Annotated in this window: 19 protein-coding genes; 11 read left to right on the top strand and 8 right to left on the bottom strand. The window is 71.4% G+C overall.

Going from position 1 to position 20115, the window contains the following annotated elements; translation table 11 throughout:
• The first annotated feature begins 105 nt into the window (after window positions 1-105).
• The 3 genes from ACH45E_RS19505 (at window position 106) to ACH45E_RS19495 (ending at window position 3868) form a co-directional block, all read left to right on the top strand.
• Window positions 106-3081, top strand: a complete 2976-nt coding sequence (locus ACH45E_RS19505; RefSeq protein ID WP_361442956.1) for a BTAD domain-containing putative transcriptional regulator — start codon at window positions 106-108, stop codon at window positions 3079-3081.
• Window positions 3082-3284: 203 nt separating this feature from the next.
• Window positions 3285-3473 (top strand): hypothetical protein, encoded by a 189-nt coding sequence (locus ACH45E_RS19500; protein ID WP_361442953.1) that lies wholly within the window; start codon window positions 3285-3287, stop codon window positions 3471-3473.
• Between the two features lie 182 nt (window positions 3474-3655).
• Window positions 3656-3868: a hypothetical protein gene (locus ACH45E_RS19495; RefSeq protein WP_361442950.1), complete on the top strand. Its 213-nt coding sequence runs from the start codon at window positions 3656-3658 to the stop codon at window positions 3866-3868.
• Window positions 3869-4019: 151 nt separating this feature from the next.
• Here ACH45E_RS19495 and ACH45E_RS19490 read toward each other — a convergent pair whose 3' ends face one another.
• Window positions 4020-4679, bottom strand: a complete 660-nt coding sequence (locus ACH45E_RS19490; RefSeq protein WP_361442947.1) for an ATP-binding protein — start codon at window positions 4677-4679, stop codon at window positions 4020-4022.
• A 119-nt stretch (window positions 4680-4798) separates the two neighbouring features.
• On the opposite strand from ACH45E_RS19490, the gene ACH45E_RS19485 reads away from it, so the two are divergent.
• From ACH45E_RS19485 to ACH45E_RS19475, 3 genes are all read left to right on the top strand, one after another.
• Window positions 4799-5650, top strand: a complete 852-nt coding sequence (locus ACH45E_RS19485; protein ID WP_361442944.1) for a helix-turn-helix transcriptional regulator — start codon at window positions 4799-4801, stop codon at window positions 5648-5650.
• Complete coding sequence (locus ACH45E_RS19480) at window positions 5631-5834, top strand: DUF397 domain-containing protein (protein WP_361442941.1); 204 nt, start codon at window positions 5631-5633, stop codon at window positions 5832-5834. Before ACH45E_RS19485 ends, ACH45E_RS19480 begins: the two co-directional genes overlap by 20 nt.
• 87 nt (window positions 5835-5921) lie before the next feature.
• On the top strand, window positions 5922-6824 hold the full coding sequence (locus ACH45E_RS19475; protein ID WP_361442938.1) for a hypothetical protein: 903 nt from the start codon (window positions 5922-5924) through the stop codon (window positions 6822-6824).
• 1349 nt (window positions 6825-8173) lie between these two features.
• On the opposite strand, the gene ACH45E_RS19470 is transcribed toward ACH45E_RS19475, so the two are convergent.
• Window positions 8174-9781, bottom strand: coding sequence for a FadD3 family acyl-CoA ligase (locus tag ACH45E_RS19470; protein ID WP_361442935.1), 1608 nt, complete (start codon window positions 9779-9781; stop codon window positions 8174-8176).
• Between the two features lie 85 nt (window positions 9782-9866).
• Here ACH45E_RS19470 and ACH45E_RS19465 point away from each other — a divergent pair, with 85 nt between their 5' ends.
• Genes ACH45E_RS19465 through ACH45E_RS19455 form a run of 3 tightly spaced genes read left to right on the top strand, consistent with a single transcriptional unit; the run spans window position 9867 to window position 12280 of the window.
• Complete coding sequence (locus tag ACH45E_RS19465) at window positions 9867-11045, top strand: lipid-transfer protein (RefSeq protein WP_361442933.1); 1179 nt, start codon at window positions 9867-9869, stop codon at window positions 11043-11045.
• Between the two features lie 7 nt (window positions 11046-11052).
• Window positions 11053-11460 (top strand): OB-fold domain-containing protein, encoded by a 408-nt coding sequence (locus tag ACH45E_RS19460; protein ID WP_361442930.1) that lies wholly within the window; start codon window positions 11053-11055, stop codon window positions 11458-11460.
• 43 nt (window positions 11461-11503) lie between these two features.
• A complete protein-coding gene (locus ACH45E_RS19455) occupies window positions 11504-12280 on the top strand; it encodes an enoyl-CoA hydratase/isomerase family protein (RefSeq protein WP_361442927.1) in 777 nt (258 codons plus the stop codon).
• Window positions 12281-12310: 30 nt separating this feature from the next.
• Here the strand turns inward: ACH45E_RS19455 and ACH45E_RS19450 are convergent, their stop codons facing one another.
• The 3 genes from ACH45E_RS19450 to ACH45E_RS19440 all read right to left on the bottom strand — a co-directional run bounded on the left by ACH45E_RS19450 (window position 12311) and on the right by ACH45E_RS19440 (window position 16321).
• Window positions 12311-12913 (bottom strand): hypothetical protein, encoded by a 603-nt coding sequence (locus ACH45E_RS19450; RefSeq protein WP_361442924.1) that lies wholly within the window; start codon window positions 12911-12913, stop codon window positions 12311-12313.
• A 147-nt stretch (window positions 12914-13060) separates the two neighbouring features.
• A complete protein-coding gene (locus tag ACH45E_RS19445; RefSeq protein ID WP_361442922.1) occupies window positions 13061-15418 on the bottom strand; it encodes a PQQ-binding-like beta-propeller repeat protein in 2358 nt (785 codons plus the stop codon).
• Between the two features lie 180 nt (window positions 15419-15598).
• Window positions 15599-16321 (bottom strand): VOC family protein, encoded by a 723-nt coding sequence (locus tag ACH45E_RS19440; RefSeq protein WP_361442919.1) that lies wholly within the window; start codon window positions 16319-16321, stop codon window positions 15599-15601.
• Between the two features lie 122 nt (window positions 16322-16443).
• Here ACH45E_RS19440 and ACH45E_RS19435 point away from each other — a divergent pair, with 122 nt between their 5' ends.
• Window positions 16444-17091 (top strand): TetR family transcriptional regulator, encoded by a 648-nt coding sequence (locus ACH45E_RS19435; protein WP_361442916.1) that lies wholly within the window; start codon window positions 16444-16446, stop codon window positions 17089-17091.
• 116 nt (window positions 17092-17207) lie between these two features.
• Here ACH45E_RS19435 and ACH45E_RS19430 read toward each other — a convergent pair whose 3' ends face one another.
• The gene (locus tag ACH45E_RS19430) at window positions 17208-17660 is read right to left on the bottom strand and encodes an Lrp/AsnC family transcriptional regulator (protein WP_361442913.1); all 453 of its coding nucleotides are present in this window, start codon (window positions 17658-17660) and stop codon (window positions 17208-17210) included.
• 82 nt (window positions 17661-17742) lie between these two features.
• On the opposite strand from ACH45E_RS19430, the gene ACH45E_RS19425 reads away from it, so the two are divergent.
• Window positions 17743-18357 (top strand): LysE family translocator, encoded by a 615-nt coding sequence (locus ACH45E_RS19425; RefSeq protein ID WP_361442910.1) that lies wholly within the window; start codon window positions 17743-17745, stop codon window positions 18355-18357.
• A 92-nt stretch (window positions 18358-18449) separates the two neighbouring features.
• Here the strand turns inward: ACH45E_RS19425 and ACH45E_RS19420 are convergent, their stop codons facing one another.
• Both ACH45E_RS19420 and ACH45E_RS19415 read right to left on the bottom strand, forming a co-directional pair.
• Entirely contained in the window at window positions 18450-18923 is a 474-nt protein-coding gene (locus ACH45E_RS19420) for a nitroreductase family deazaflavin-dependent oxidoreductase (protein WP_361442907.1), read from the bottom strand.
• Window positions 18920-20107 (bottom strand): acyl-CoA dehydrogenase family protein, encoded by a 1188-nt coding sequence (locus ACH45E_RS19415; protein WP_361442904.1) that lies wholly within the window; start codon window positions 20105-20107, stop codon window positions 18920-18922. The genes ACH45E_RS19420 and ACH45E_RS19415 overlap by 4 nt, the downstream gene beginning before the upstream one ends.
• Between the last annotated feature and the right edge of the window lie 8 nt (window positions 20108-20115).

Genomic DNA, 20115 nt, shown 5'->3' with positions numbered 1-20115 from the left:
GACTCCCGTGAGTCGGCCTGTGATCGGCGTCTCCCACGGCTGACGCAACCACTCCGAACAAGGCAAACTGGCGGGGTTGTTCGGGCTGCCTAGGGGGACCAACGCATGGACGGTGTACCGCGAGTACCGGAGCAGCGGCGCCCCGGCTCCTCCTCGGGGGAGCCGACGGCGCTGCGCTTCAGCGTGCTCGGTCCGGTGCGCGCCTGGCGCGGCGAGGAGTCGCTCAGCACCGGCTCCCCCCAGCAGCGCGCCCTGCTCGCCGCCCTGCTGCTGCGCGAGGGCCGCACGGCGACCGCCGCGGAACTGATCGACGCGCTGTGGGGCCCCGAGCCCCCCTCGCAGGCCCTGGCGGCGGTCCGTACGTACGCCTCACGGCTCCGCAAGGTTCTGGACCCCGGGGTCCTGGTGAGCGAGTCCGGCGGCTACGCGGTGCGCTCCCCGGGCGAGGGCGCGCTGGATCTGGTGGTGGCGCAGGACCTGACGGCGGAGGCGGAGAAGTCACGCGGCGCCGGGGACCTGTGCCACGCGCGGGAGGTGCTGAACCGGGCGCTGGCGCTGTGGGACGGTGAAGCCCTGGCAGGCGTCCCGGGCCCGTACGCGGACGCCCAGCGGGTCCGCCTGGAGGAATGGCGCCTCCAACTCCTCGAATCTCGCCTCGACATGGACCTGGAGCAGGGCTGCCACGCGGAGGCGGTCTCGGAACTGACGGCCCTCACCGCAGCCCATCCCCTCCGCGAGCGGCTGCGCGAGCTGCTCATGCTGGCGCTGTACCGCAGCGGCCGGCAAGCGGAGGCCCTGGCGGTGTACGCGGACACGCGGCGCCTGCTGGCGGAGGAACTGGGCGTGGACCCACGCCCCGGCCTGAAGGAACTCCAGCAGAAGATCCTCCAGGCCGACCCGGCCCTCGCCGAGCCCTCGGCGCCGGTCGCGGAACCCGCGGTGGTACCGGTACGCCCGGCCCAGCTTCCCGCCACCGTCCCGGACTTCACGGGCCGTGCCGCCTTCGTGGGCGAGCTGAGCGAGGTGCTGGCGTCTGCGTCCGAGGCCGACGCCGGCGGTGGCGGCCGGGTGATGGCGGTGTCGGCGCTGGCCGGGATCGGCGGCGTGGGCAAGACGACACTCGCGGTCCACGTCGCGCACCAGGCGCGTGCCGCCTTCCCCGACGGCCAGCTGTACGTCGACCTCCAGGGCGCGGGCGCGCGGGCGGCGGAGCCGGAGACGGTACTGGGCTCGTTCCTACGGGCGCTCGGCACCGCCGACTCGGCGATCCCGGACTCCCTGGAGGAACGGGCGGCGCTCTACCGCTCCGTCCTCGACGGCCGCCGGGTCCTCGTACTCCTGGACAACGCGAAGGACGCGGCCCAGGTGAGGCCACTGCTGCCGGGCACGGAGGGCTGCGCCGCGCTGGTGACGTCGCGGGTCCGGATGGTGGATCTGGCCGGCGCCCACCTCGTCGACCTGGACGTCATGTCCCCCGACGAGGCCCTCTCCCTGTTCACCAAGATCGTGGGCGACGAGCGGGTGGCGAGCGAGCGGGAGGCCGCGCTGGACGTGGTGGCGGCGTGCGGTTTCCTACCGCTGGCGATCCGGATTGCCGCGTCTCGGCTGGCGGCCCGGCGTACCTGGACGGTGTCGGTACTGGCGGTGAAGCTCGCGGACGAACGCCGCCGACTGGACGAACTCCAGGCCGGTGACCTGGCGGTCAAGGCCACCTTCGAGCTCGGCTACGGCGCCCTGGAACCGGCCCAGGCCCGCGCCTTCCGGCTCCTCGGCCTGGCGGACGGCCCGGACATCTCCCTGGCGGCTGCCGCGGCGGTACTGGACCTCCCTGCCGAAGACACCGAGGACCTGCTGGAGGCCCTGGTCGACACGTCCCTGCTGGAATCGGCGGCACCCGGCCGCTACCGCTTCCACGACCTGGTCCGGCTCTACGCGCGTGCCTGCGCGGAGAGGGACGAGCAGCCGCCGAGCGAGCGGGATGCGGCGATGTCGCGGTTGCTGGACTTTTACCTGGCCACTGCGGCGGGGGTTTACGCGATCGAGCGGCCGGGGGACCGCACCGTGGTGCACCTGGAGCCCACCAACTATCCGGGGCTCTCCTTCCCTGGCCACAAGGAGGCTCTGGACTGGCTGTACTCGGAGGCGGACTGCCTGTTGGCCTGCGTACGGCAGTCCGTGTCCCCGGCAACTCTTCGCCGGGCCGTCGACCTCCTTCTCGCGGCGAAGGACCTCGCGGAGTCGGGGGCCAACGCCCATCAGTTCGGGGCCGCGGCAACCGTCATTCGTGATGCCGCACAGACAACGGGAGACGCGCGGGCCGAGGGACGCGCCCGGACGACTCTTGCTCAGGTCCACCTCACGGCCGGCCGGTTCAACGAGGCGGAGGAGGAGGCCCAGCGCGCCGTGGAACTGGCGGCGGACGCGCACGATCCCTGGATCGACTGCAACGCCCCCAGCGAACGGGGGATCGTGGCTGCCTACGGGAACAGGCACGCCGAGGCCGAGCTCTACCTCCAACGGACTCTCGCCGCATACCGCGCGGACGGCAATCTTCCGGGAGAAGCGAGCGCCCTGTGCAATCTCTCCCGCGTCCATCTGGCGATGGGGAGGGTGGAGAGCGCCGTGGAGTTGGCGGAGGCGGGAGTCCACATCTACCGTCACATGGGACTCACCGTCCGTGTAGCGAACGGAAGTTACGCACTCGGCCTCGCCCTCGCCGAATTCGGCCGCCCGGAAGAGGCGCACAAGCAGCTCTCCGAGGCTCTGACCATCTTCCGTGACAGTCGGCAGCGGCTATGGGAGGGCATGACCCTCTTCCGGCTGGCCGAGGTCCAACTGGCTTCAGGACGCCCAGCGTCCGCCGCTGCCCAGGCGGAACAGTCACTCACCGTGCTCCTGCACGTCGGAGGAGACTGGCGACGCGCCAATGTGCTCGCAATGTTGGGCAGGGCACTTGACGCCCTGGGAGAGTCGGACCGGGCCCGGGCCTGTTGGAGTGACGCGCTGACCGCCTTCGAGCGGCTGGGCGCCCCAGAGGCGGAAGGCCTGCGGCGCCTGCTGTCCCCAGCAACAGCGGGGTAGGTCCGTCAGGGCGTTCATCATTCGTTTATCGTGCCGGAGCATCCTCTAAGCAGTCGATTCGTCGCGTCGGGGGGCAGGCGAATCGACCGCGTGGCCGAGCGCCTCGGCGTGATCGGCTGTGGAAGGCCCGTCCGGAAGCCCTCGGGGGAGCGGCCGGACGGGCCTCGCCGCCCCAGCACACCCATATCAATGGAGTTCCGACGATGAGCGACAGCAAGAAGTCCGACGAGGTCACCACGCAGGAAAGCCACATCACCGACGCCAAGGCCACGGCGGAGGCGGAGAAGATCACCACGCAGGAAAGCCACATCACCGGCGGCGAGACGGCCACGGCCGACGCGGACGAGGTCACCACCCTGGAGAGCCACATCACCATCGGCGATCCTCGCTAGACCAGCTCGACGGGGGATATTCGGCCGCGGCAGCACGGAGGGGAGCTGCCGCGGCCGAGGTGTAGCAACCGACAGGTCTAGGTCATTCCGTGACTGGAAAGGTTCGATCCTCTCGAACAATTATGCCGGTGGCACTAGCGTCCCAAAGCGTTCGGAAGTACTTCTCTGTCTCAGGAGTCGGAATGACCCGCACCAAGAAGATCTTCGCGACCGCCGCCCTGGTGCTCGGCGCCACCGCCGCCATCACCAGCCCGGCGCTGGCGGAGAACCACGCTGGAGTGGCTCCGCAGGAGAACCACGCTGGCATCGTGACTACGCAGGAGAACCACGCTGGAGTGGCTCCGCAGGAGAACCATGCGGGCATCGTGACTCCGGCCGAGAACCACGCTGGCTGACTCCACCACAGCAGGCCGATGGGACCGGTTCTTTACCGGTCCCATCGGCGTGTGACCAAGGATTCTAGGTTGGCGCTAGTGGCGTAGGCTTCAGCACCGGATCTTCCTCGGGAACGTAAATGAGGTCTCCGTGCTACTCATCGAGCAACTCTCAGCCACCCGCCAGGCGAGCCCGCTGGCGGTCCGCCCGTAGCAGCAGCTCGGCTTCCGCCCCGCCCAGCTCGCACCACACGGTCTTGCCAGCGCTCCCCTGCTCCACCCCCCACCGCGACGCCACCGCATCGAGCAGAGCGAGGCCACGCCCCTCCTCCTCGTCGTCCGCCGCCCGCACGAGCACCGGCAGGGCTCGCGCGTCCGGGTCGGTGACCTCCACACGCACGCCGCCATCGTCCGCGCGGGCCACTCGTACGCGGACCGGAGTGCCCTCCCCCACGTGCCGGATGACGTTGGCAACGAGTTCGGTGACGCAGAGCTGGACATCGTCGCAGGGCACGTCCAAGTGGCGGCGTACCGTGCGGCGCAAGCCCGCCATCGCCTCGGGTACGGCCGGTAGCTCAAGGTCCAGCGGTGGTGGACCCGGCATCCGGCCGTCGCCTCGCAACACGGCCGCCAGCTTGTACGCGGTCGCGGCATTGCAGTTGCCGAGCGCGACCAGCCTCGCCGGAGGCCGGTACTCCGCCGCGAAGCTCGGCAGGTCCACGCGGAGGGACGGCAGCGTGATGCCATGGGCTGCGAGGGCGTCGCGCAACTCCTCCACGCAGAGGGTCGAGTCGTAGACGCCGGAACTGGGAGTGGGGGGTTGCGGAGGCATGGTCGCTCACACCTTCCAGTGCGCTCTGTGACGGAACAGTCACACCATGACGTCGATTCGCGTAGCGTTGCAGTCGTTTCGGCTGCGCAAACGCATCTGGCAAACGGCGGTGATGAGTTGTGCCCCCACGCAAGGACCCCGACGCGTCCGCGAACGTCCCCTCCTTCTACGGTGCCGAGTTGCGCTACCAGCGCGAACTGGCCGGCCTCACCCTCGAACAACTGGCGGAGGGAAGCTTCCGGGGCGTCCCGTTCCTGAGCCAGATCGAGCGCGGCGAGCGGCGCATGCCGGTGGATCTGGCCCGGCACGTGGACACGGTGCTGAAGACGGACGGGTTTTTCGAGCGGCGTTGTGAAGATGCCCGGAGGGCGCGGCAGTCGGGGCATGCGGAGTACTTCGCGGATGTGGCGGAGATGGAGACGCACGCCGAGTTCATCGAGGACTGGGCTCCCATGCTGGTGCCTGGGCTGTTGCAGACAGCGGCCTATGCACGGGCGATCGTGCGAGCGGCCATGCCAAGGGCCTCCGACGAGGAGGTCGAGGAGAAGGTGAAGGCCCGGATGCACCGGGCCAAGCTCTTCGACTCGGAGAACCCACCGAAGTTCTGGGCGATCATGGACGAGTCGTTGATTCGCCGCCCAGTGCTACCCGATCCTCAGATGGCGGAGCTACTGGAGCACATCGCGGAGGCGGTCAGGACCACGCACTCCATTCTGCAGATCGTTCCGGAAACCGCTGCCGCTCACCCGTTCATGATGGGCATGACCAGGTTCATGACCTTCACGGACGCGCCTCCCGTGGTGTACACCGAGGCACTGCACAGTGGCCAACTCATCGACTATCCAGCGCTCGTGAAGCAGTACCGGGAGTCGTACGATCTGCTCAGGGCCGCCGCACTGCCGCCTGAGGCGACCCTTGCGATGATCGAGGCTGCGGCAGAGGACTATCGACATGGCAAGCCACGAGATTGACGTGAGCGCCACCCAGTGGCGCAAGAGCAGCTACAGCAACGGCACCGGCGGCGAATGCGTCGAGGTCGCCACCGCCCACCCCGACGTAATCCCCGTCCGCGACTCCAAAAGGGCCCAGGACGGCCCCGTACTCCTCTTCCACCCGCCCGCCTGGGCCACCTTCCTCGACTCCCTGAAGGACTGACCCCGCCGGTTATCCACAGGCCAAGCGTCAGGCTGGGAATTCTGCGATCTTGGCCTGGTGGAACGGAGGGACTTGAGGACGCTGGCGGTGGGAGGAATCCTCCTCACCTCGCGGGCCGTCGCGGCCGGCTGGTCCCGGCCGACCCTCGCGCGTGCGCTGCGGACCGGGGGCTGGACCCGGATCCGGTACGGCGCCTGGGTGGAGCCGGGCCGCAACCCGGACCTGGTGACTCAGCTCCGGGCGGTGCAGTTGCTCGAGCCCCGGCTGATCGTGAGCCACCGCTCGGCAGCCGCCGTATGGCGCATCGAAACGCTGACCGGCGCCTCGAAGGCACCCCTGGAATTCATCGACCCGCAGCTGACGCTCCGCCGTGCGGGCAGCGGCGTCCGCGCTTACCGGATGCCGCTGGTCGCACTGGACGTGGCGGAACGACAGGGGCTACGGCTGACAACCCCGCTCCGCACCCTCACCGACCTGCTCCGCCAAGGGCCGAGGGACGAAGCGGTCGTCGCGCTGGACTCGGCTTTCTCCTACCGCGACATCGGCCGACTCCACCGTGCCCCGCTCACCAGACCCGAAACGATCGCGGCCGCGCTCGCGACCACCGACCGTGGTTCGACGAACAGAGCGCTGCACTGGCTGCGGCTGGCCGATCCCCTCGCCGGGTCCCCTGCCGAAACCATCGCCCGACTGCGCATACACGACGCCGGCCTCCACCCCGAGAGCCAGGCGGAGTTGCGCACTCCGGACGGCCGACGCCGCTACCTCGACTTCCTCTTCCGGAGGGAGGGGCTCGGAGTAGAGATCGAGGGATACGCCTACCACGGCACCCGCGACTCCCACCGCCGGGACATCCTCCGCTACAACCAACTGACCCAATGCCCGCAAATCCGCAGCCTCCTCCGCTTCAGCGCGGAGGTCGTCTTCCACCGGCCTGCCTACATGGTGGAGGAAATCCGCAGTGCCCTTGCCGCACTGACCGCCCATTGACAGTGACCGTGGGGCCGCCCGCTTCTTTTGCAGTGTCGTGCTTCCGCGACCCGAGTAAAGGGCGCTGCGTTCCGCTGCGCTGCACTCCGCGTCGCCTGCGGCGATCGGCCTGGCGGCCGACCCTTGACTCGGCTCGCTCCAGCACGGGGAAGAAGCGAGCGGGCAGCCCGGAGAAAGCGGGGGCCGAGGTCGGTGTTCCCTTCCCCCGGTTGGGCTGTGGGGCGGGGTTGGGGGGCGCGGTGGCGCCTCGCCTGCACGCCGGGACGGCTTAGCGGCGATCGGTGAGTGGGTGGCTGGGGGGCGGGCTGGGGGCGCGCCAGGCGGCCTTGGCGGCTTACGGTCAGTGGGTGGGGCGGGGCCGGGGTGGGGTCGGGGTGGGGTCGGGGTGGGCTTGGCGGCGATCGGTGACTGAGGACTGGCGACCGGCGACCGGCGACTGGCGACTGGCGACTGGCGACTGGCGACTGGCGGCTGACGGCTGGCGACTGGCGGCTGACGGCTGGCGACTGGCGACTGGCGACTGGCGAAACGGCACAAATGGGGCGCGGAGATGGGGTGGCGACTACGAGTGGAAGGAATGTCTCGCCCCTCAAGCCCGCTGGCCTGCGACTACTCCCTCCGCCCCCGATACATTCCTTCCACTCACCGAACAGGCGTGGCTGATGAGGCCTTTGTGACTCGCGGGGGCGGCGCTAGGCGCCAAGGTCCTCGGCGGCCAAGGCCCACGGCGGTCCACCCCACACAGCGCCCCAGGTCCCGCCGCGCAATCCCCGCCGAGCCCACCCGGCGTACCCGCGCCCACCCAACCCGCGCCCACCCACCGACCGCCAGCCCCACCACCCCACCGACCGCCAGCCCCACCCACCGACCGCCGGCCGCCAAGCCCGCCCAGCGTGCTCCGGCCCGCCCAGCGCGCACACCCCCACCACCCACCCATCCACCGCAAGCCGCCAAGCCCACCCGGCATGCCCCCTTCCGCCCCGCGCGCACCCCAACTCCCAACCCACCGCAAGCCGCCAAGCCATCCCGGCGTGCAGGCGAGGCGCGACCGCGCACCCCAACCCACCGCAAGCCGCCAAGCCATCCCGGCGTGCAGGCGAGGCGCGACCGCGCCCCCACACCCCGCCCCGCAGCCCGGTCGGCGGAAGGGAACACTGGCCTCGGCCCCCGCTTTCCTCGGGCTGCCCGCTCGCTTCTCCCGCGGGATTCCGTGGGCCGGGTCAAGGGTGGCCCGTAGGGCCATCGGCGTAGCCGACGCGGGAGTGGAGCGAAGCGGAACGGGAGCGCCCTTGACGCGGGTCGCGGAATCCCGACAATGCGAAAGAAGCGGGCGGCCCCACGGTCACACGTCAACGGGGGTTCCGATCGCCCGCCCGAAGCTCCCCCTTCACCACCTTGCCGCTCGCGTTCCGGGGGAGCTCGCCCACGAACTCCACCACCCTGGGGACCTTGTAGTTGGCCATCTCTCTCCGGGCCCAGGCGATCAGGTCATCGCCGGTGACCACGGATCCCGGGCGTCTGACGACGTAAGCCTTGCCCACCTCGCCGAGACGTGCGTCCGGGATTCCGATTACCGCGATGTCGGCCACGTCCGGGTGTAAGCCCAGGAGTTGCTCTATCTCGGCCGGGTAGGCGTTGAAGCCGCCGACTATGTACATGTCCTTGATGCGGTCGGTGATGCGGAGGTTGCCCGCCTCGTCCAGGACGCCCACGTCGCCGGTTCGCAGCCAGCCGTCGGCCGTGATCGCCTCCGTGGTCGCCGGCTCGTCCTCGTAGTAGCCGCGCATGACGTTGAAGCCTCGGACCAGGATCTCGCCCGGGGTGGCGGCGGGGACCGGTGTGCCGTCGGCGTCCACCACCTTCACCTCCGTCCCGGGTATCGCTCGGCCCGATGTGGATGCGATCACCGGCGGGTCGTCGCCTCGGCGGCACATGGTCACGATGCCGCTCGCCTCGGAGAGGCCGTACGCCGTGAGGACCGTGCCGACGCCCAACTCCCCGCGCAGGCGTTCCACCAGGCGCAGGGGGACCACCGCCGCCCCCGTGACCACCAACCTCAGCGCCGAGAGGTCGTGCGTGTCCCTCGCCGGGTGGTCGAGGAGGGACTGGTGGAGGGTCGGGGGGCCAGGCAACACCGAGACCCGTTCCGCGGCTATGTTCGCCAGCGCCGTGTCCACGTTGAAGACCGGCTGGGGAATCATCGTCGCGCCGCGCATCAGGCACGCGATCACGCCCGCCTTGTAGCCGAAGGTGTGGAAGAAGGGGTTCACGATCAGGTAGCGGTCGGACGAGCGCAGTCCCGCCAGGTTCGCCCAGATCTCGTATGCCCTCAGGGTCTGCGCGTGGGTGATCATCGCGCCCTTGGGGCGGCCGGTCGTGCCCGATGTGAAGATGATGTCCGAGAGGTGGTCGCCGGTGAGCTCGCCGGTCCGTTGGTGGACCTCCGTGGCCCCCGTCCCCTCTCCGCTCGCCAGGAAGTCCTTCCAGGTGCGGAAGTCGGGTGGGGCGTCGTCGGAGAGGACCACCACCTGCTGCAGGTCCGGCAGCCCTGGCAGGGGACCGGCGGTCCCGCCCCCGGCCCCCGCCGCCCGCCTCAGCGACGCCACGTACGACGTGCCCAGGAACGTCCCCGTCACGAACAGCAGTCGCGCCCCGCTCCTCCCCAGTACGTCCCTCGCCTCCGTGCCCTTGAAGCGGGTGTTCAACGGTACGAGCACCGCGCCCGCCGAGACCGCCCCGAGCGCCGCGACGATCCAGTCGAGGGAGTTGGGGGCCCATATGCCCACCCGGTCGCCCACCCTTACGCCGTTCGCCATGCAGGCCGCCGCCGCTCGCTCCACCCGGGCACCCAGCTCCGCGTACGTGATCCGCGTACGGCCGTCGACCACCGCCTCGGTGTCCGCGTACCGCTCGGCCGACCACCGCACCAGCTGGGGAATGGTGCCCCAGTCACTCATAGCGGCCCCCTACTCCGTAGCTGACTGACCGTCAGATTAGCTGTAACCTGACGCTCTGTCAGCAGGAGAGAAGGGTGGGTGCACCATGGCAGGCACCACGGCAGGCACCACGGCAGGACCAGGGCTGAAGGACGCCACCGCCATCGTCGGGATCGGGCAGACGGCCTTCGCCAAGCGGCTTCCCGAGGACGAGAAGACCCTCGCCTGCCGGGCCGTCCTCGCCGCCCTCGACGATGCCGGGATCGCGCCCGGCGAGGTGGACGCCCTCGCCTCCTACACCATGGAGGAGACGGATGAGGTGGAGCTCGCGAAGGCCGTCGGGTTCGGGGATCTCAGCTTCTTCAGCAAGGTGGGGTACGGGGGCGGCGGTTCCTGCGCCACCGTCGCCCACCTGGCCGGTGCGATAGCGAACGGGCAGGCCACGGTCGGGGTCGCCTGGCGGTCGAGGAAACGGGGGTCCGGTCCGCGGCCCTGGACCAATACCGCCGTCCAACTGCCCACTCCCGCCCAGTGGACCCGGCCCTTCGGGCTTCTTCGGCCGGCCGACGAGATCGCCATGCTCACGCGGCGGTACATGCACGAGTACGGCGCCACCCGGGATCACCTCTTCAACGTCGCCCTCGCCTGCCGGAACCGGGCGAACCAGAATCCGGCGGCGGTGATGTACGAGCGGCCGCTGACCCGGGAGATGTACATGACCGCCCGGTGGATCAGTGAGCCCCTGTGCCTCTTCGACAACTGCCTGGAGACGGACGGGGCCCTCGCCTGCGTGGTCGTCTCCCGCGAACGCGCCCTCGACTGCCGGCAGCGGCCCGTCTACGTCCACTCCGCCGCCCAGGGCCTCCCCGCCCAGCACCACGGGATGGTCAACTACTGGAACGACGACCCCCTCACCGGGCCCGCCTGGACCGCCGCCCGGCATCTGTGGAAGCACGCGGACTTCACGGCGGAGGATGTCGATGTCGCCCAGATCTACGACGCGTTCACGGCCCTCATACCGCTCTCCCTGGAGGGGTACGGCTTCTGCGGGAGGGGGGAGGGCGGGGCGTTCACCGAGGGGGGCGCCCTGGAGATCGGGGGGCGGCTGCCCGTCAACACCGGTGGGGGTGGGCTCTCCGAGGCCTATGTGCACGGCTTCAATCTCATCAACGAAGGCGTGAAGCAGCTGCGCGGGACCAGTACCGCGCAGGTGCCCGGCGCCGCCACCTGCCTCGTCACCGCCGGGGAAGGTGTCCCGACGTCCGCGCTGCTGCTGAGGAGTTGACTGCCCCGTGCTGAGTCCCGTCATCGATGCCGACGGCGGCCCGTTCTGGCGCTACGCCGCCCAGGGCGAGCTGCGTGTCCAGGCCTGCGCCGACTGCAGGGAGATCCGTTTCCCGCCCCGCCCGTGCTGTCCGCACTGCCAGTCCTTCGCCTGCGAGTGGCGGCTCACCTCGGGGCGCGGGCGGGTGTGGTCGTACGTCGTGCCGCATCCGCCGTTGCTGCCGGAGTACGCGGAGCAGGCGCCGTACAACGTGATCGTGGTCGAGTTGGAGGATGCGCCGCGGGTGCGGCTCGTCGGGAATCTCGTCAGCCGTGCCGGGGCTCCGCTCGACTCCGTTGATCCGCAGGTGGTGAAGATCGGCGCTCGGGTTCGGGTGGTGTTCGCGGAGGGGCTTCCGCAGTGGGTTCTGACATGAACTCCGTGCGGAGGTGCGGAGGTGCGGAGGTGCGGAGGTGCCGATGAACGGTCTGCGGCTTGACGTCGACAAACACACCGGTGTCGCCGTCGTCACCCTCGACCGGCCCGAGCGGCTCAACGCCATCGATCTGGAAATGGTCGGTGAACTCCGGGCGCTGTGGGACGCGTTGCGGTTCGACGACGGGGTGCGCGCCGTCGTGCTCACCGGGGCCGGTGAGCGCGCCTTCTGTACCGGGATCGACCGGGACGTGGTGGTGCCGCAGCCCTCGTCGCCGTACATGCAGGACGATCCGTTGCTGGACGTCGGGCCGAAGGCCTGCGGCCTGTGGAAGCCGGTCGTCGCCGCCGTGTGCGGGATGGCCTGCGCTGGGGCCTTCTATCTGCTGGGCGAGTGCGAGTTCGTCGTCGCGGACGTGACAGCGGCCTTCTTCGATCCGCACACCACGTACGGGATGGTCAGCGCCTACGAGTCCGTGCTGATGGCGCAGCGGATGCCCTACGGGGAGGTCGCCCGGATGGTGCTCATGGGCAACGCCGAGCGGATCGGGGCCCGGCGGGCGTATGAGATCGGCCTCGTGTCGGAAGTCACGGAGGAGGGGCGGGCGTTGGCGGGTGCCGTGCGGTGTGCCGAGGTCATCGCGCGGTGTCCCACCGAGGCGGTGCAGGGGACCGTGCGGGCGCTTTGGGCGGCCAAGGAGGCGGCGCTTGCGCAGGCGTTCGCGCAGGCGCCGCATCTCATCGCGCTGGGGAATCTGCCGATGGAGCGGCAGGCCGAGCTGTTCACCGGGCGGCGGAGCGGTGAGTTCCGGGTGCGGTGAGTCCCCCCGGAAGTGCGGTCAGCGCGGCGGTCACTCCGGCTCGGCCTCCGGTTCCACCCGGCAGTGGTCGATCCCGGTTCCGTCACCCCCGTAGGGCTTCACCCGGACCCGCGTCGTGCCCTTCGCCGGGACGGTGACGTACTCGAAGCCGTAGCCGATCACGCTGTCGGAGTCGTCATAGAAGGAGACGTCGGCGCTGAAGGCGGCCTTGCGGCTGTTCGGGTTCGTGACCTCGACCGTGGCGTACGGCCTCTTCTCGGTCGCGCAGCTGATCAGCTTCGCCTCGCCGTTCTCCAGCGGCTTGCTGCTCCCGCCAGAAGGGGTGGAGGTGGCCCGGTGGGTCGGGCGCCGCGTGTAGTGGCTTCCTCCGGTGCCACCACTCGTACCGCTGCTGCCGCTGCTGCCGTAGCTGTCGTCGTCCGAGGCACCCGAGGTGCCCGAGTCGTCCGAGTAGTCGTCCGATCCGCTGCCGCCGGAGGTGGAGGTGGAGGTGTCGTGGTCCTGGCGGGAGCTGCTGCATCCGCCGCCGCTCCCGTGGCCGCCGCGGTGGTGGCCCGTCGAGAAGCCGGTGAGGCTGAGCGTCACGAAGGCAAGTACGGCCGTGAACCTGAGCGTGCGCGTCCGTCCAGTCATGTGATCAGCGTATCCAGCGGTGTGCACCGCGTGGCAGCTGCCCGATGCCGGGGGTAGCGTCAGCCGTGTACGGCCGCCGTCCGCAGCCCCTTCCGTGCTACTACTGCCGCGGCGGCCGTCCCGGGGTGGGAGTGAGCGGGCACCGGCTCAGGTCGTCCGTGCGGTGCCCGTCCCTTTCTCCGCGTCCAGCGCGTACACGCAGCGGTCTTTGCTGCACGCGTACACCACGCCGTCCTTGACCACCGGGGAGCCGGTGATCTCGCCGCCGGTGGCGAGTTTCCAGCGGAGGCGGCCGTCGTCGGCCTTGAGGGTGTAGAGGAGGTGGTCGGTGGAGCCGAAGTGGATGCGGCCCTCGGCGACGGCGGGGGCGCCCACGACGTCGCCGCCCGCCTGGAAGCGCCACTTGGGGGTGCCGGTGACGGCGTCCAGGGTGTAGAGGCCCTTGCCGCTGCCGACGTGGACGTGGCCGGCGGCGACCAGGACCGGCTCGATGGAGGCGCGGGACTCGGTGGCGATGCGCCAGCGGTCGCGGCCGTCGGTGGCGTCGAGGGCGTAGACCGTGCCGAGGTAGTCGGCGAGGTAGATGCCGCCGCCGGTGACCGCGGGGCCGGGGGCGAAGGTGGGCGCGCAGAGGAAGGCGGCGGGGGCCTCGAAGTGCCAGCGCACCATGCCGTTCGCCACGTCGATGGCGAGGACGCGGGTACCGGCGGAGATGTACACGTGGCCGTCGGGGGCGTGGGTGAGCCGGATCGGTACGCCGCCGCAGGAGGCCGCGTCGCCGATGGGGTACGACCAGCGTTCCTCGCCGGTGCGGGCGTCCAGGGCGCGCAGGCGGGCGTCCTGCCAGATGAAGGCGGTGCCGTCGTGCAGGGCGGGGCCGGCCTCGGGGGACTCGAAGTCGGTCTGGCAGCCGGTGATCTCCCACAGCTTCTGGCCGCTGGAGGCTTCCCAGGCCTGGACGCCGCCGCCGCGGGTGCCGGTGACGACGGTGCCCCGGTCGGCCTGGAGGGAGTACACCCAGGCGTCGGTGGACAGCCGCCACAGGTCGGTGCCCTCGCGGCAGTCGAGGGCGAACAGGGTGGGGCCGTCGGAGGCGTGGATGCGGCCGTCGGCGACGTCCATGGACCAGGCGACGTCCCGGGTCTTGAAGCGGCGGCGGCCGGTGGCCACGTCCAGGGCGTGCACCTCGAAGGAGGTGACGTAGACGAGGTCGCCGTCGACGGCCGGGGTGCCCCAGACGTCGTTGGACATGCGGAAGCGCCAGGGCCGCCAGCCGGTGGCGGCCTCCGGGGGCGGGGGCGCGGCTACGGCGGGGTCGGCGCCGTTGACGCCGGGGCGGGGGCGGGACCAGCTGGCGACCAGGCCGGACTCGGGCGGGGGTGCCTTGACGGCGGCGGCGCGGGTGTCGCTGACGCGCGGGCCGGGGCCGATGGGCACCTTGCCGCTGGCGAGGCGGACGGGGCCGGTGTCGGGGGCGCCCGTGGGGGCGGGGGTCGCCGCCGGGACGGGGCCGGGGCCGGGTGCCGGGACGGCGGGGTCGTACGAGGGCGGCGGGGGCAGCGCGGGCCGGGCGCCGCCGCGGGCGCCGGACGGGGACGGCTGGGCGGGGCGGCCGTTGCGGCGGCTCTCGATGAGGGCGACCGCCTTCTCCGGCAGCCAGGCGGAGGCGGTGCCGCTGTCGTCGGAGCCGGAGCCGAAGAGGTGGGGGGCGAGCTGGGCCTGGAGGTCGGCGGGGTTGGGGCGGCCCGTGGCCTCCATCTGCATGCAGGACTCGATGAGCGGGCGCAGCTCGTCCGGGAGGCCTTCGAGGTCGGGGCCCTCGCGCAGCAGCATGAAGACGGTCTCGACCGGGTTGGCGCCGTGGAAGGGCGGGTGCCCGGTGGCGGCGAACACCAGCATGGAGCCGAGCGAGAAGACGTCGCTGGCGCCGGTGACGCTGCGGGAGTCCTTGGCCTGCTCGGGTGACATGTAGGCGGGGGTGCCGACGGCCACGTTCGTCATCGTCAAACGTGTGTTCGAAACGCCGGACGCGATGCCGAAGTCGATGACCCGGGGGCCGTCCTCGACGACGAGCACGTTGGACGGCTTGAGGTCGCGGTGCACGAGCCCGGCGCCGTGGATGGACTGCAGGGCCTCCGCGACGCCCGCCGCGAGCCAGCGCACCGCCTGGGCCGGGAGCGGCCCGCAGTCGTTCACTATCTCCTCGAGGGAGGGCGCGGGGACGTAGGCGGTGGCCAGCCACGGCACGGCGGCGCGCGGGTCGGCGTCGACGACCGCGGCCGTGTAGAAGCCGGAGACCGCCCGGGCCGCCTCCACCTCACGCGTGAAGCGGACGCGGAACAGCTGGTCCTCGGCGAGCTCCGTGCGGACCGTCTTGATCGCCACGCGCCGCCCGGACGCCGAGCGCGCGAGATAGACCAGCCCCATGCCGCCGGCGCCCAGTCGGCCCAGCACCTCGAACGGCCCGATCCGCCGCGGATCGTGCTGCGTCAGCTGATCCACCACTTGCCTGCCACCTCCCCGTACGAGCCGCGTCACCCACATATGTACGCGACCGAAGTGCAGCGTCTCACCACCGCACCGCCGCGGCGGCACGCACCCCGATTCTTCCTGGCCGGGGTCCATGTTGCGAACCCGGTGACAAATCGGGGTGTCTCCCTATAAGGGAGGCAAAAGCCCACGGTCTCAGCGGTGGAGCAGCGCGAAGGACGCCCCCTGATTGTCCGTGACGACGGCCACGGTTCCGTACGAGGCCTCGAAAGGGGCCGCCTGCACCCGTCCGCCGAGCCGCTGGACCGCCCCGAGGGCGTCGTCGAGGTCGTCCACCCGGAAGTGGACGAGGAAGTGCGGGGGCATCTCGGCGGGGAAGACGGCGGAAACCGGGGCCCGGCCGAAGTCGGGCTCGGCCTCGGTGCCGAACAGGGCGTCGTGGAAGAGGCCGCCGTAGAAGGCGTTGGCCGCCTCGGTGTCCCGGGTGTACAGCTCGGCCCAGATGAAGGTGCCGGGGGCGTGGCGCAGCACGAAGCCGGGGTGCTCGCCCGGCTGCCACAGGCCGAAGACGGCGCCCTCGCGGTCGGTGGCCAGCGCGGCCGTGCCCAGGTCGTCGACCGGCACCGGCAGCGCGACGATCTGCCCGCCGGCCGCGACGATCCGCCGGCACAGGGCCCCGGCGTCCGGGGTGGCGAAGTACACCGTCCAGACGGTGGGCATACGGCCGTCCGTCTTGGGTGTGAGGGCGGCGACGGGTTCACCGTCCAGCCGCGCCCATACGGAGGTGCCGTACGCCTCCTCGAAGGTCCAGCCGAAGAGTTCTCCGTAGAACCGCTCCCCGGCCGCCACGTCGGGGAGCTGCGCGTCCACCCAGCAGGGGACGCCCTCTCCGTACACCGATGCCCTGTTTTCGGCCATGTCGCCAAAGTAACCGTGCCTCGCGCACCGCGCAGACCAGGCACACCACCTCATCCACGCCCTTGCACCCCATTTGCAGTCGGCCGAATCGCGCTCCCATCACCCCTCGGTAAGCTGACGACATGACAGGACAAGTGCGTACCGTCGACGGCCGCGTGGCCGGTCGGCGTGGGCAGGCGACCCGGCAGAAGCTGCTCGACTGCCTCAGCGAGATGCTCAGCTCTTCCCCTTACCGGGACGTCAAGGTCATCGATGTGGCCCGGAAGGCGGGCACTTCGCCCGCGACCTTCTACCAGTACTTCCCGGACGTCGAGGGCGCCGTCCTGGAGATCGCCGAGGAAATGGCCGCCGAGGGCGCCGGGTTGACCGAGTTGGTCGCCGGGCGGTCCTGGGCCGGCAAGGCGGGTTGGCAGACCGCGCAGGAACTCGTGGACGGATTCCTCGAGTTCTGGCGGAAGCACGACGCCATCCTGCGCGTCGTCGACCTCGGCGCCGCCGAGGGGGACAAACGCTTCTACAAGATCCGCATGAAGATCCTGAATTCGGTGAACAACTCCCTCACGGAATCGATCACCGAGCTTCAGTCCAAGGGCAGGGTCGACAAGGACGTGAACCCGGCCGCGATCGCGGGCTCGCTCGTCGCGATGCTCGCCGCGGTGGCCGGGCACCAGAAGGGTTTCTCGTCCTGGGGCGTCAAACAGGCCGAACTCAAGCCGAATCTGGCACTGTTGGTGCACCTGGGCGTGACGGGCCGGAAGCCGACGAAATAGGCCGTTCGGCGGCACTCCCTTTTAGGCATCCTTTGTCCGACACCAAGTCCTGTCTGCCAGGCGGTGGTTCACGCGAGTGGACCGCCGCCTGTCGTGCTTTCCGGCCCGGCAAACGCTTACGCCGGCAGTGGCCGGTCCTTCACCACGTGTTTCATCACCAGTGTGGACGTCAGCCGCTGCACTCCCGGCAGGGTGGCGAGCCGTTCGTCGTAGAGCCGCTGGAAGGCGGCGAGGTCGGCGGTGGCGACCCGCAGGAGGTAGTCCGGTTCGCCGAACAGGCGCTGGGCGTCCAGGACGTACTCCACCTCGCTGACCGCCCGCTCGAACTCCGCGACGGTGTCGCGGTCCTCCTGCCGCATGGACACGAAGACCAGCGCCTCGAAGGTCAGTCCGACGGCCGCCGGGGCCACGACCGCGCGGTAGCCCTGGATGGCGCCGGACCGCTCCAGCTCACGCAGCCGCCGGTGGCACGGCGAGACGCTCAGCCGCACCCGCGCGGCCAGCTCGGTCACGGTCAGCCGCCCGTCCTGCTGGAGCTCGGCAAGAATTTTCTGATCGACGTCGTCCATGAAGAAGATATTTGCTCAGTATCCGCGATCATGGGCAAATTTCGGGAACACATTCGGGCCATTCACGCCTAATGTCCCCCTCATGGAATCCGCAAGCCTCCTTTCCTTCCTGGCCCTGGACCTGCTGCTGGTGTGCGTACCGGGCGCCGACTGGGCCTATGTGATCGCGGCCGGCCTGCGCGGCCGCCGGGTCACGGGCGCGGTGGCGGGCCTGGTCGCCGGGTACGCGCTGCACACGGTCCTGGCCGCGGCGGGCCTCGCGGTGCTCGTGGCGGGCTCGCCCCGGCTGCTCACCGCGCTGACGGTGACGGGCGCCGGGTACCTGCTGTGGCTGGGGTGGGGTGTGCTGCGCCGCCCGGCCGTGCCCGGGACGGCGGCCGAGGCCGACGGCTCCCGGGTCTTCCTGCGCGGCGCCGCGATCAGCGGCCTCAACCCCAAGGGCCTGCTGCTCTACCTCTCCGTGCTCCCGCAGTTCCTCACCCTCCGCGGCGACCACCTGCCCGTCCCCGTCCAGACGGCCGCCCTGGGCCTGCTCCACATGGCGTGTTGTGCCGCCGTCTACCTGACCGTCGGCGTCCTCGCCCACGCCCTCCTGGCCGCCCGCCCCGCCGCCGCCCGCGCGGTCACCCGCACCTCGGGGGCTGCGATGCTCGGCGTCGGCGCGTTCCTGCTGGTGGAGCGGCTGGCGACGCTGTGATGCGGCGGGCCGACGATGTGATGCGGCGGGGGACCCTATGTGCGGTGGGTGGCTCTGTGCGCGACGGGTGACTCCCTGCGCGACGGGCGTCGCTATGCCCGGCGCGTGAGCCGGAAGACCCGGATCTCCCGCTCCACCCGCGCCTGGTACGTCGCGTACGGCGGCCAGAACTCCAGCAGCGCCTGCCAGGCCGCCGCCCGCTCGTCCCCCGCCAGCAGCCGGGCCGTGACGGGGATGTCCTCGCCCTTCGAGCTGACGGAGGCGTCCGGGTGGGCGAGGAGGTTGGCGGTCCAGGCCGGGTGGCCGGTGCGCCCGAAGTTGGAGCCGACGAGCAGCCAGCTGCCCTCCTCGGGCATGCAGGCGAGCGGTGTGCGGCGGGCCAGGCCGCTGCGGGCGCCGGTCGTGGTGAGCACGACGCCGGGCAGCAGCTGCGCGCTGAGCAGCACCCGGCCCCGGGTGAGCCGGTGGACCGCCCGGTCGAGGGCCGGGAAAACGTGCGGGGCGACCTTGGCGAAGCCCCGGGTGGACGACACCTTCTGCACCAGACGCACTCCGACGGCGGTCATCGGGCCGCCACCCCCTCCCGCTCGAAGAACCGGGCCGCCTCGGCCGCCCGCGCCCGCAGCCGGTGCACCGGCCCGAACAGCAGCTCGTCCCCGGCGGCCCGCTTGAAGTACAGGTGGGCCTCGTGCTCCCAGGTGAAACCGATCCCGCCGTGCAGCTGGATCGCCTCGCCCGCCGCACACCGCAGGGCCTCGATGGCCTGCGCCAGCGCGAGCCCGCCCACGCGTTCCCCGTGGGCCGTCGCCCAGGCGGCGTAGTACGCGGCCGACCGGGCCGCCTGCACCTGTACGTACACGTCCGCGAGGCGGTGCTTGACCGCCTGGAAGGAACCGATCACCCGCCCGAACTGCTCCCGCTGCCCGACGTACTCCACGGTCCGCTCCAGCGCCCGGTCGGCGGCCCCGACGGCCTCGGCGGCGAGTACGGCGGCGACGGTGTCCCCGAGGGCGGCGAGGGCGGCGAGCACGTCGGCGTCCTCGTCCCCGAGCAGCTCGGCCCGCACGTCCCGCAGCTGGACCCGCCCCTGCGGCCGGGTGGAGTCGAGGGCGGTCCGCCGGGCCCGTACGAGCCCTGCGGTATCCCCTTCCACGAGGAAGAGGAGGGTCCGGGACCGCGCGAAGCCCCCGGCGTGCGCGGCGACGACCAGCAGACCGGCGCTGTGCCCGTCCAGCACCTGGTCGGCCTGCCCGTACAACCGCCACCCCGCCCCGTCCCGGCGAGCCTGCACGCCCCCCGCCCGGCCCCCGCCCGCCCACTCCCCGCCGTTGCCGCCGGTCAGGGCGAGGGCGGTGGTGAGGGCGGTCCCGGGTACGGCGAGGGCCGCGGTGAGCGCGCCCGAGGCGAGGCGGGGCAGCAGGGCGGCGCGCTGGGCGTCGGTACCGAGGGCGTGGATCAGCGGGGCGGCGAGGACCGCGGTGGCGAGCAAGGGTGAGGGGGCGAGCGCCCGCCCCACCTCCTCGCAGGCGAGGGCGAGATCGGTGACGGGGCAGCCGACACCGCCGTACGCCTCGGGGAGGGCCAGGCCCGGCAGGCCGAGCTGGTCGGCGAGGGCGGTCCACAGGACGGGGTCGTGCCCGGCCGGGCTGCCGACGGCGGCCCGCAGCTCCTCCGCTCCGCAGCGTTTGTGCAGCAACTCGCGCAGCGTACGGCGGATCTCGTCCTGCTCGGCGGTGAGGCGCGTGTCCATGGCTGTTC

This window comes from Streptomyces sp. NPDC020299, assembly GCF_044387825.1.
GTDB lineage: Bacteria > Actinomycetota > Actinomycetes > Streptomycetales > Streptomycetaceae > Streptomyces.
The sequence above is the reverse complement of the archived record's forward strand: the minus strand, read 5'-3'. Positions and strand labels throughout refer to the sequence as shown.

Excerpts from the sequence above, each read along its gene's own strand:
- ACH45E_RS19470 (WP_361442935.1), bottom strand. The coding sequence starts at position 9,781 with ATGAGTGACTGGGGCACCATTCCCCAGCTGGTGCGGTGGTCGGCCGAG.
- ACH45E_RS19435 (WP_361442916.1), top strand. The coding sequence starts at position 16,444 with ATGACAGGACAAGTGCGTACCGTCGACGGCCGCGTGGCCGGTCGGCGT.
- ACH45E_RS19450 (WP_361442924.1), bottom strand. The coding sequence starts at position 12,913 with ATGACTGGACGGACGCGCACGCTCAGGTTCACGGCCGTACTTGCCTTC.
- ACH45E_RS19500 (WP_361442953.1), top strand. The coding sequence starts at position 3,285 with ATGAGCGACAGCAAGAAGTCCGACGAGGTCACCACGCAGGAAAGCCAC.
- ACH45E_RS19415 (WP_361442904.1), bottom strand. The coding sequence starts at position 20,107 with ATGGACACGCGCCTCACCGCCGAGCAGGACGAGATCCGCCGTACGCTG.
- ACH45E_RS19430 (WP_361442913.1), bottom strand. The coding sequence starts at position 17,660 with ATGGACGACGTCGATCAGAAAATTCTTGCCGAGCTCCAGCAGGACGGG.
- ACH45E_RS19480 (WP_361442941.1), top strand. The coding sequence starts at position 5,631 with ATGGCAAGCCACGAGATTGACGTGAGCGCCACCCAGTGGCGCAAGAGC.
- ACH45E_RS19455 (WP_361442927.1), top strand. The coding sequence starts at position 11,504 with ATGAACGGTCTGCGGCTTGACGTCGACAAACACACCGGTGTCGCCGTC.
- ACH45E_RS19425 (WP_361442910.1), top strand. The coding sequence starts at position 17,743 with ATGGAATCCGCAAGCCTCCTTTCCTTCCTGGCCCTGGACCTGCTGCTG.
- ACH45E_RS19495 (WP_361442950.1), top strand. The coding sequence starts at position 3,656 with ATGACCCGCACCAAGAAGATCTTCGCGACCGCCGCCCTGGTGCTCGGC.
- ACH45E_RS19420 (WP_361442907.1), bottom strand. The coding sequence starts at position 18,923 with ATGACCGCCGTCGGAGTGCGTCTGGTGCAGAAGGTGTCGTCCACCCGG.
- ACH45E_RS19465 (WP_361442933.1), top strand. The coding sequence starts at position 9,867 with ATGGCAGGCACCACGGCAGGCACCACGGCAGGACCAGGGCTGAAGGAC.
- ACH45E_RS19505 (WP_361442956.1), top strand. The coding sequence starts at position 106 with ATGGACGGTGTACCGCGAGTACCGGAGCAGCGGCGCCCCGGCTCCTCC.
- ACH45E_RS19440 (WP_361442919.1), bottom strand. The coding sequence starts at position 16,321 with ATGGCCGAAAACAGGGCATCGGTGTACGGAGAGGGCGTCCCCTGCTGG.
- ACH45E_RS19490 (WP_361442947.1), bottom strand. The coding sequence starts at position 4,679 with ATGCCTCCGCAACCCCCCACTCCCAGTTCCGGCGTCTACGACTCGACC.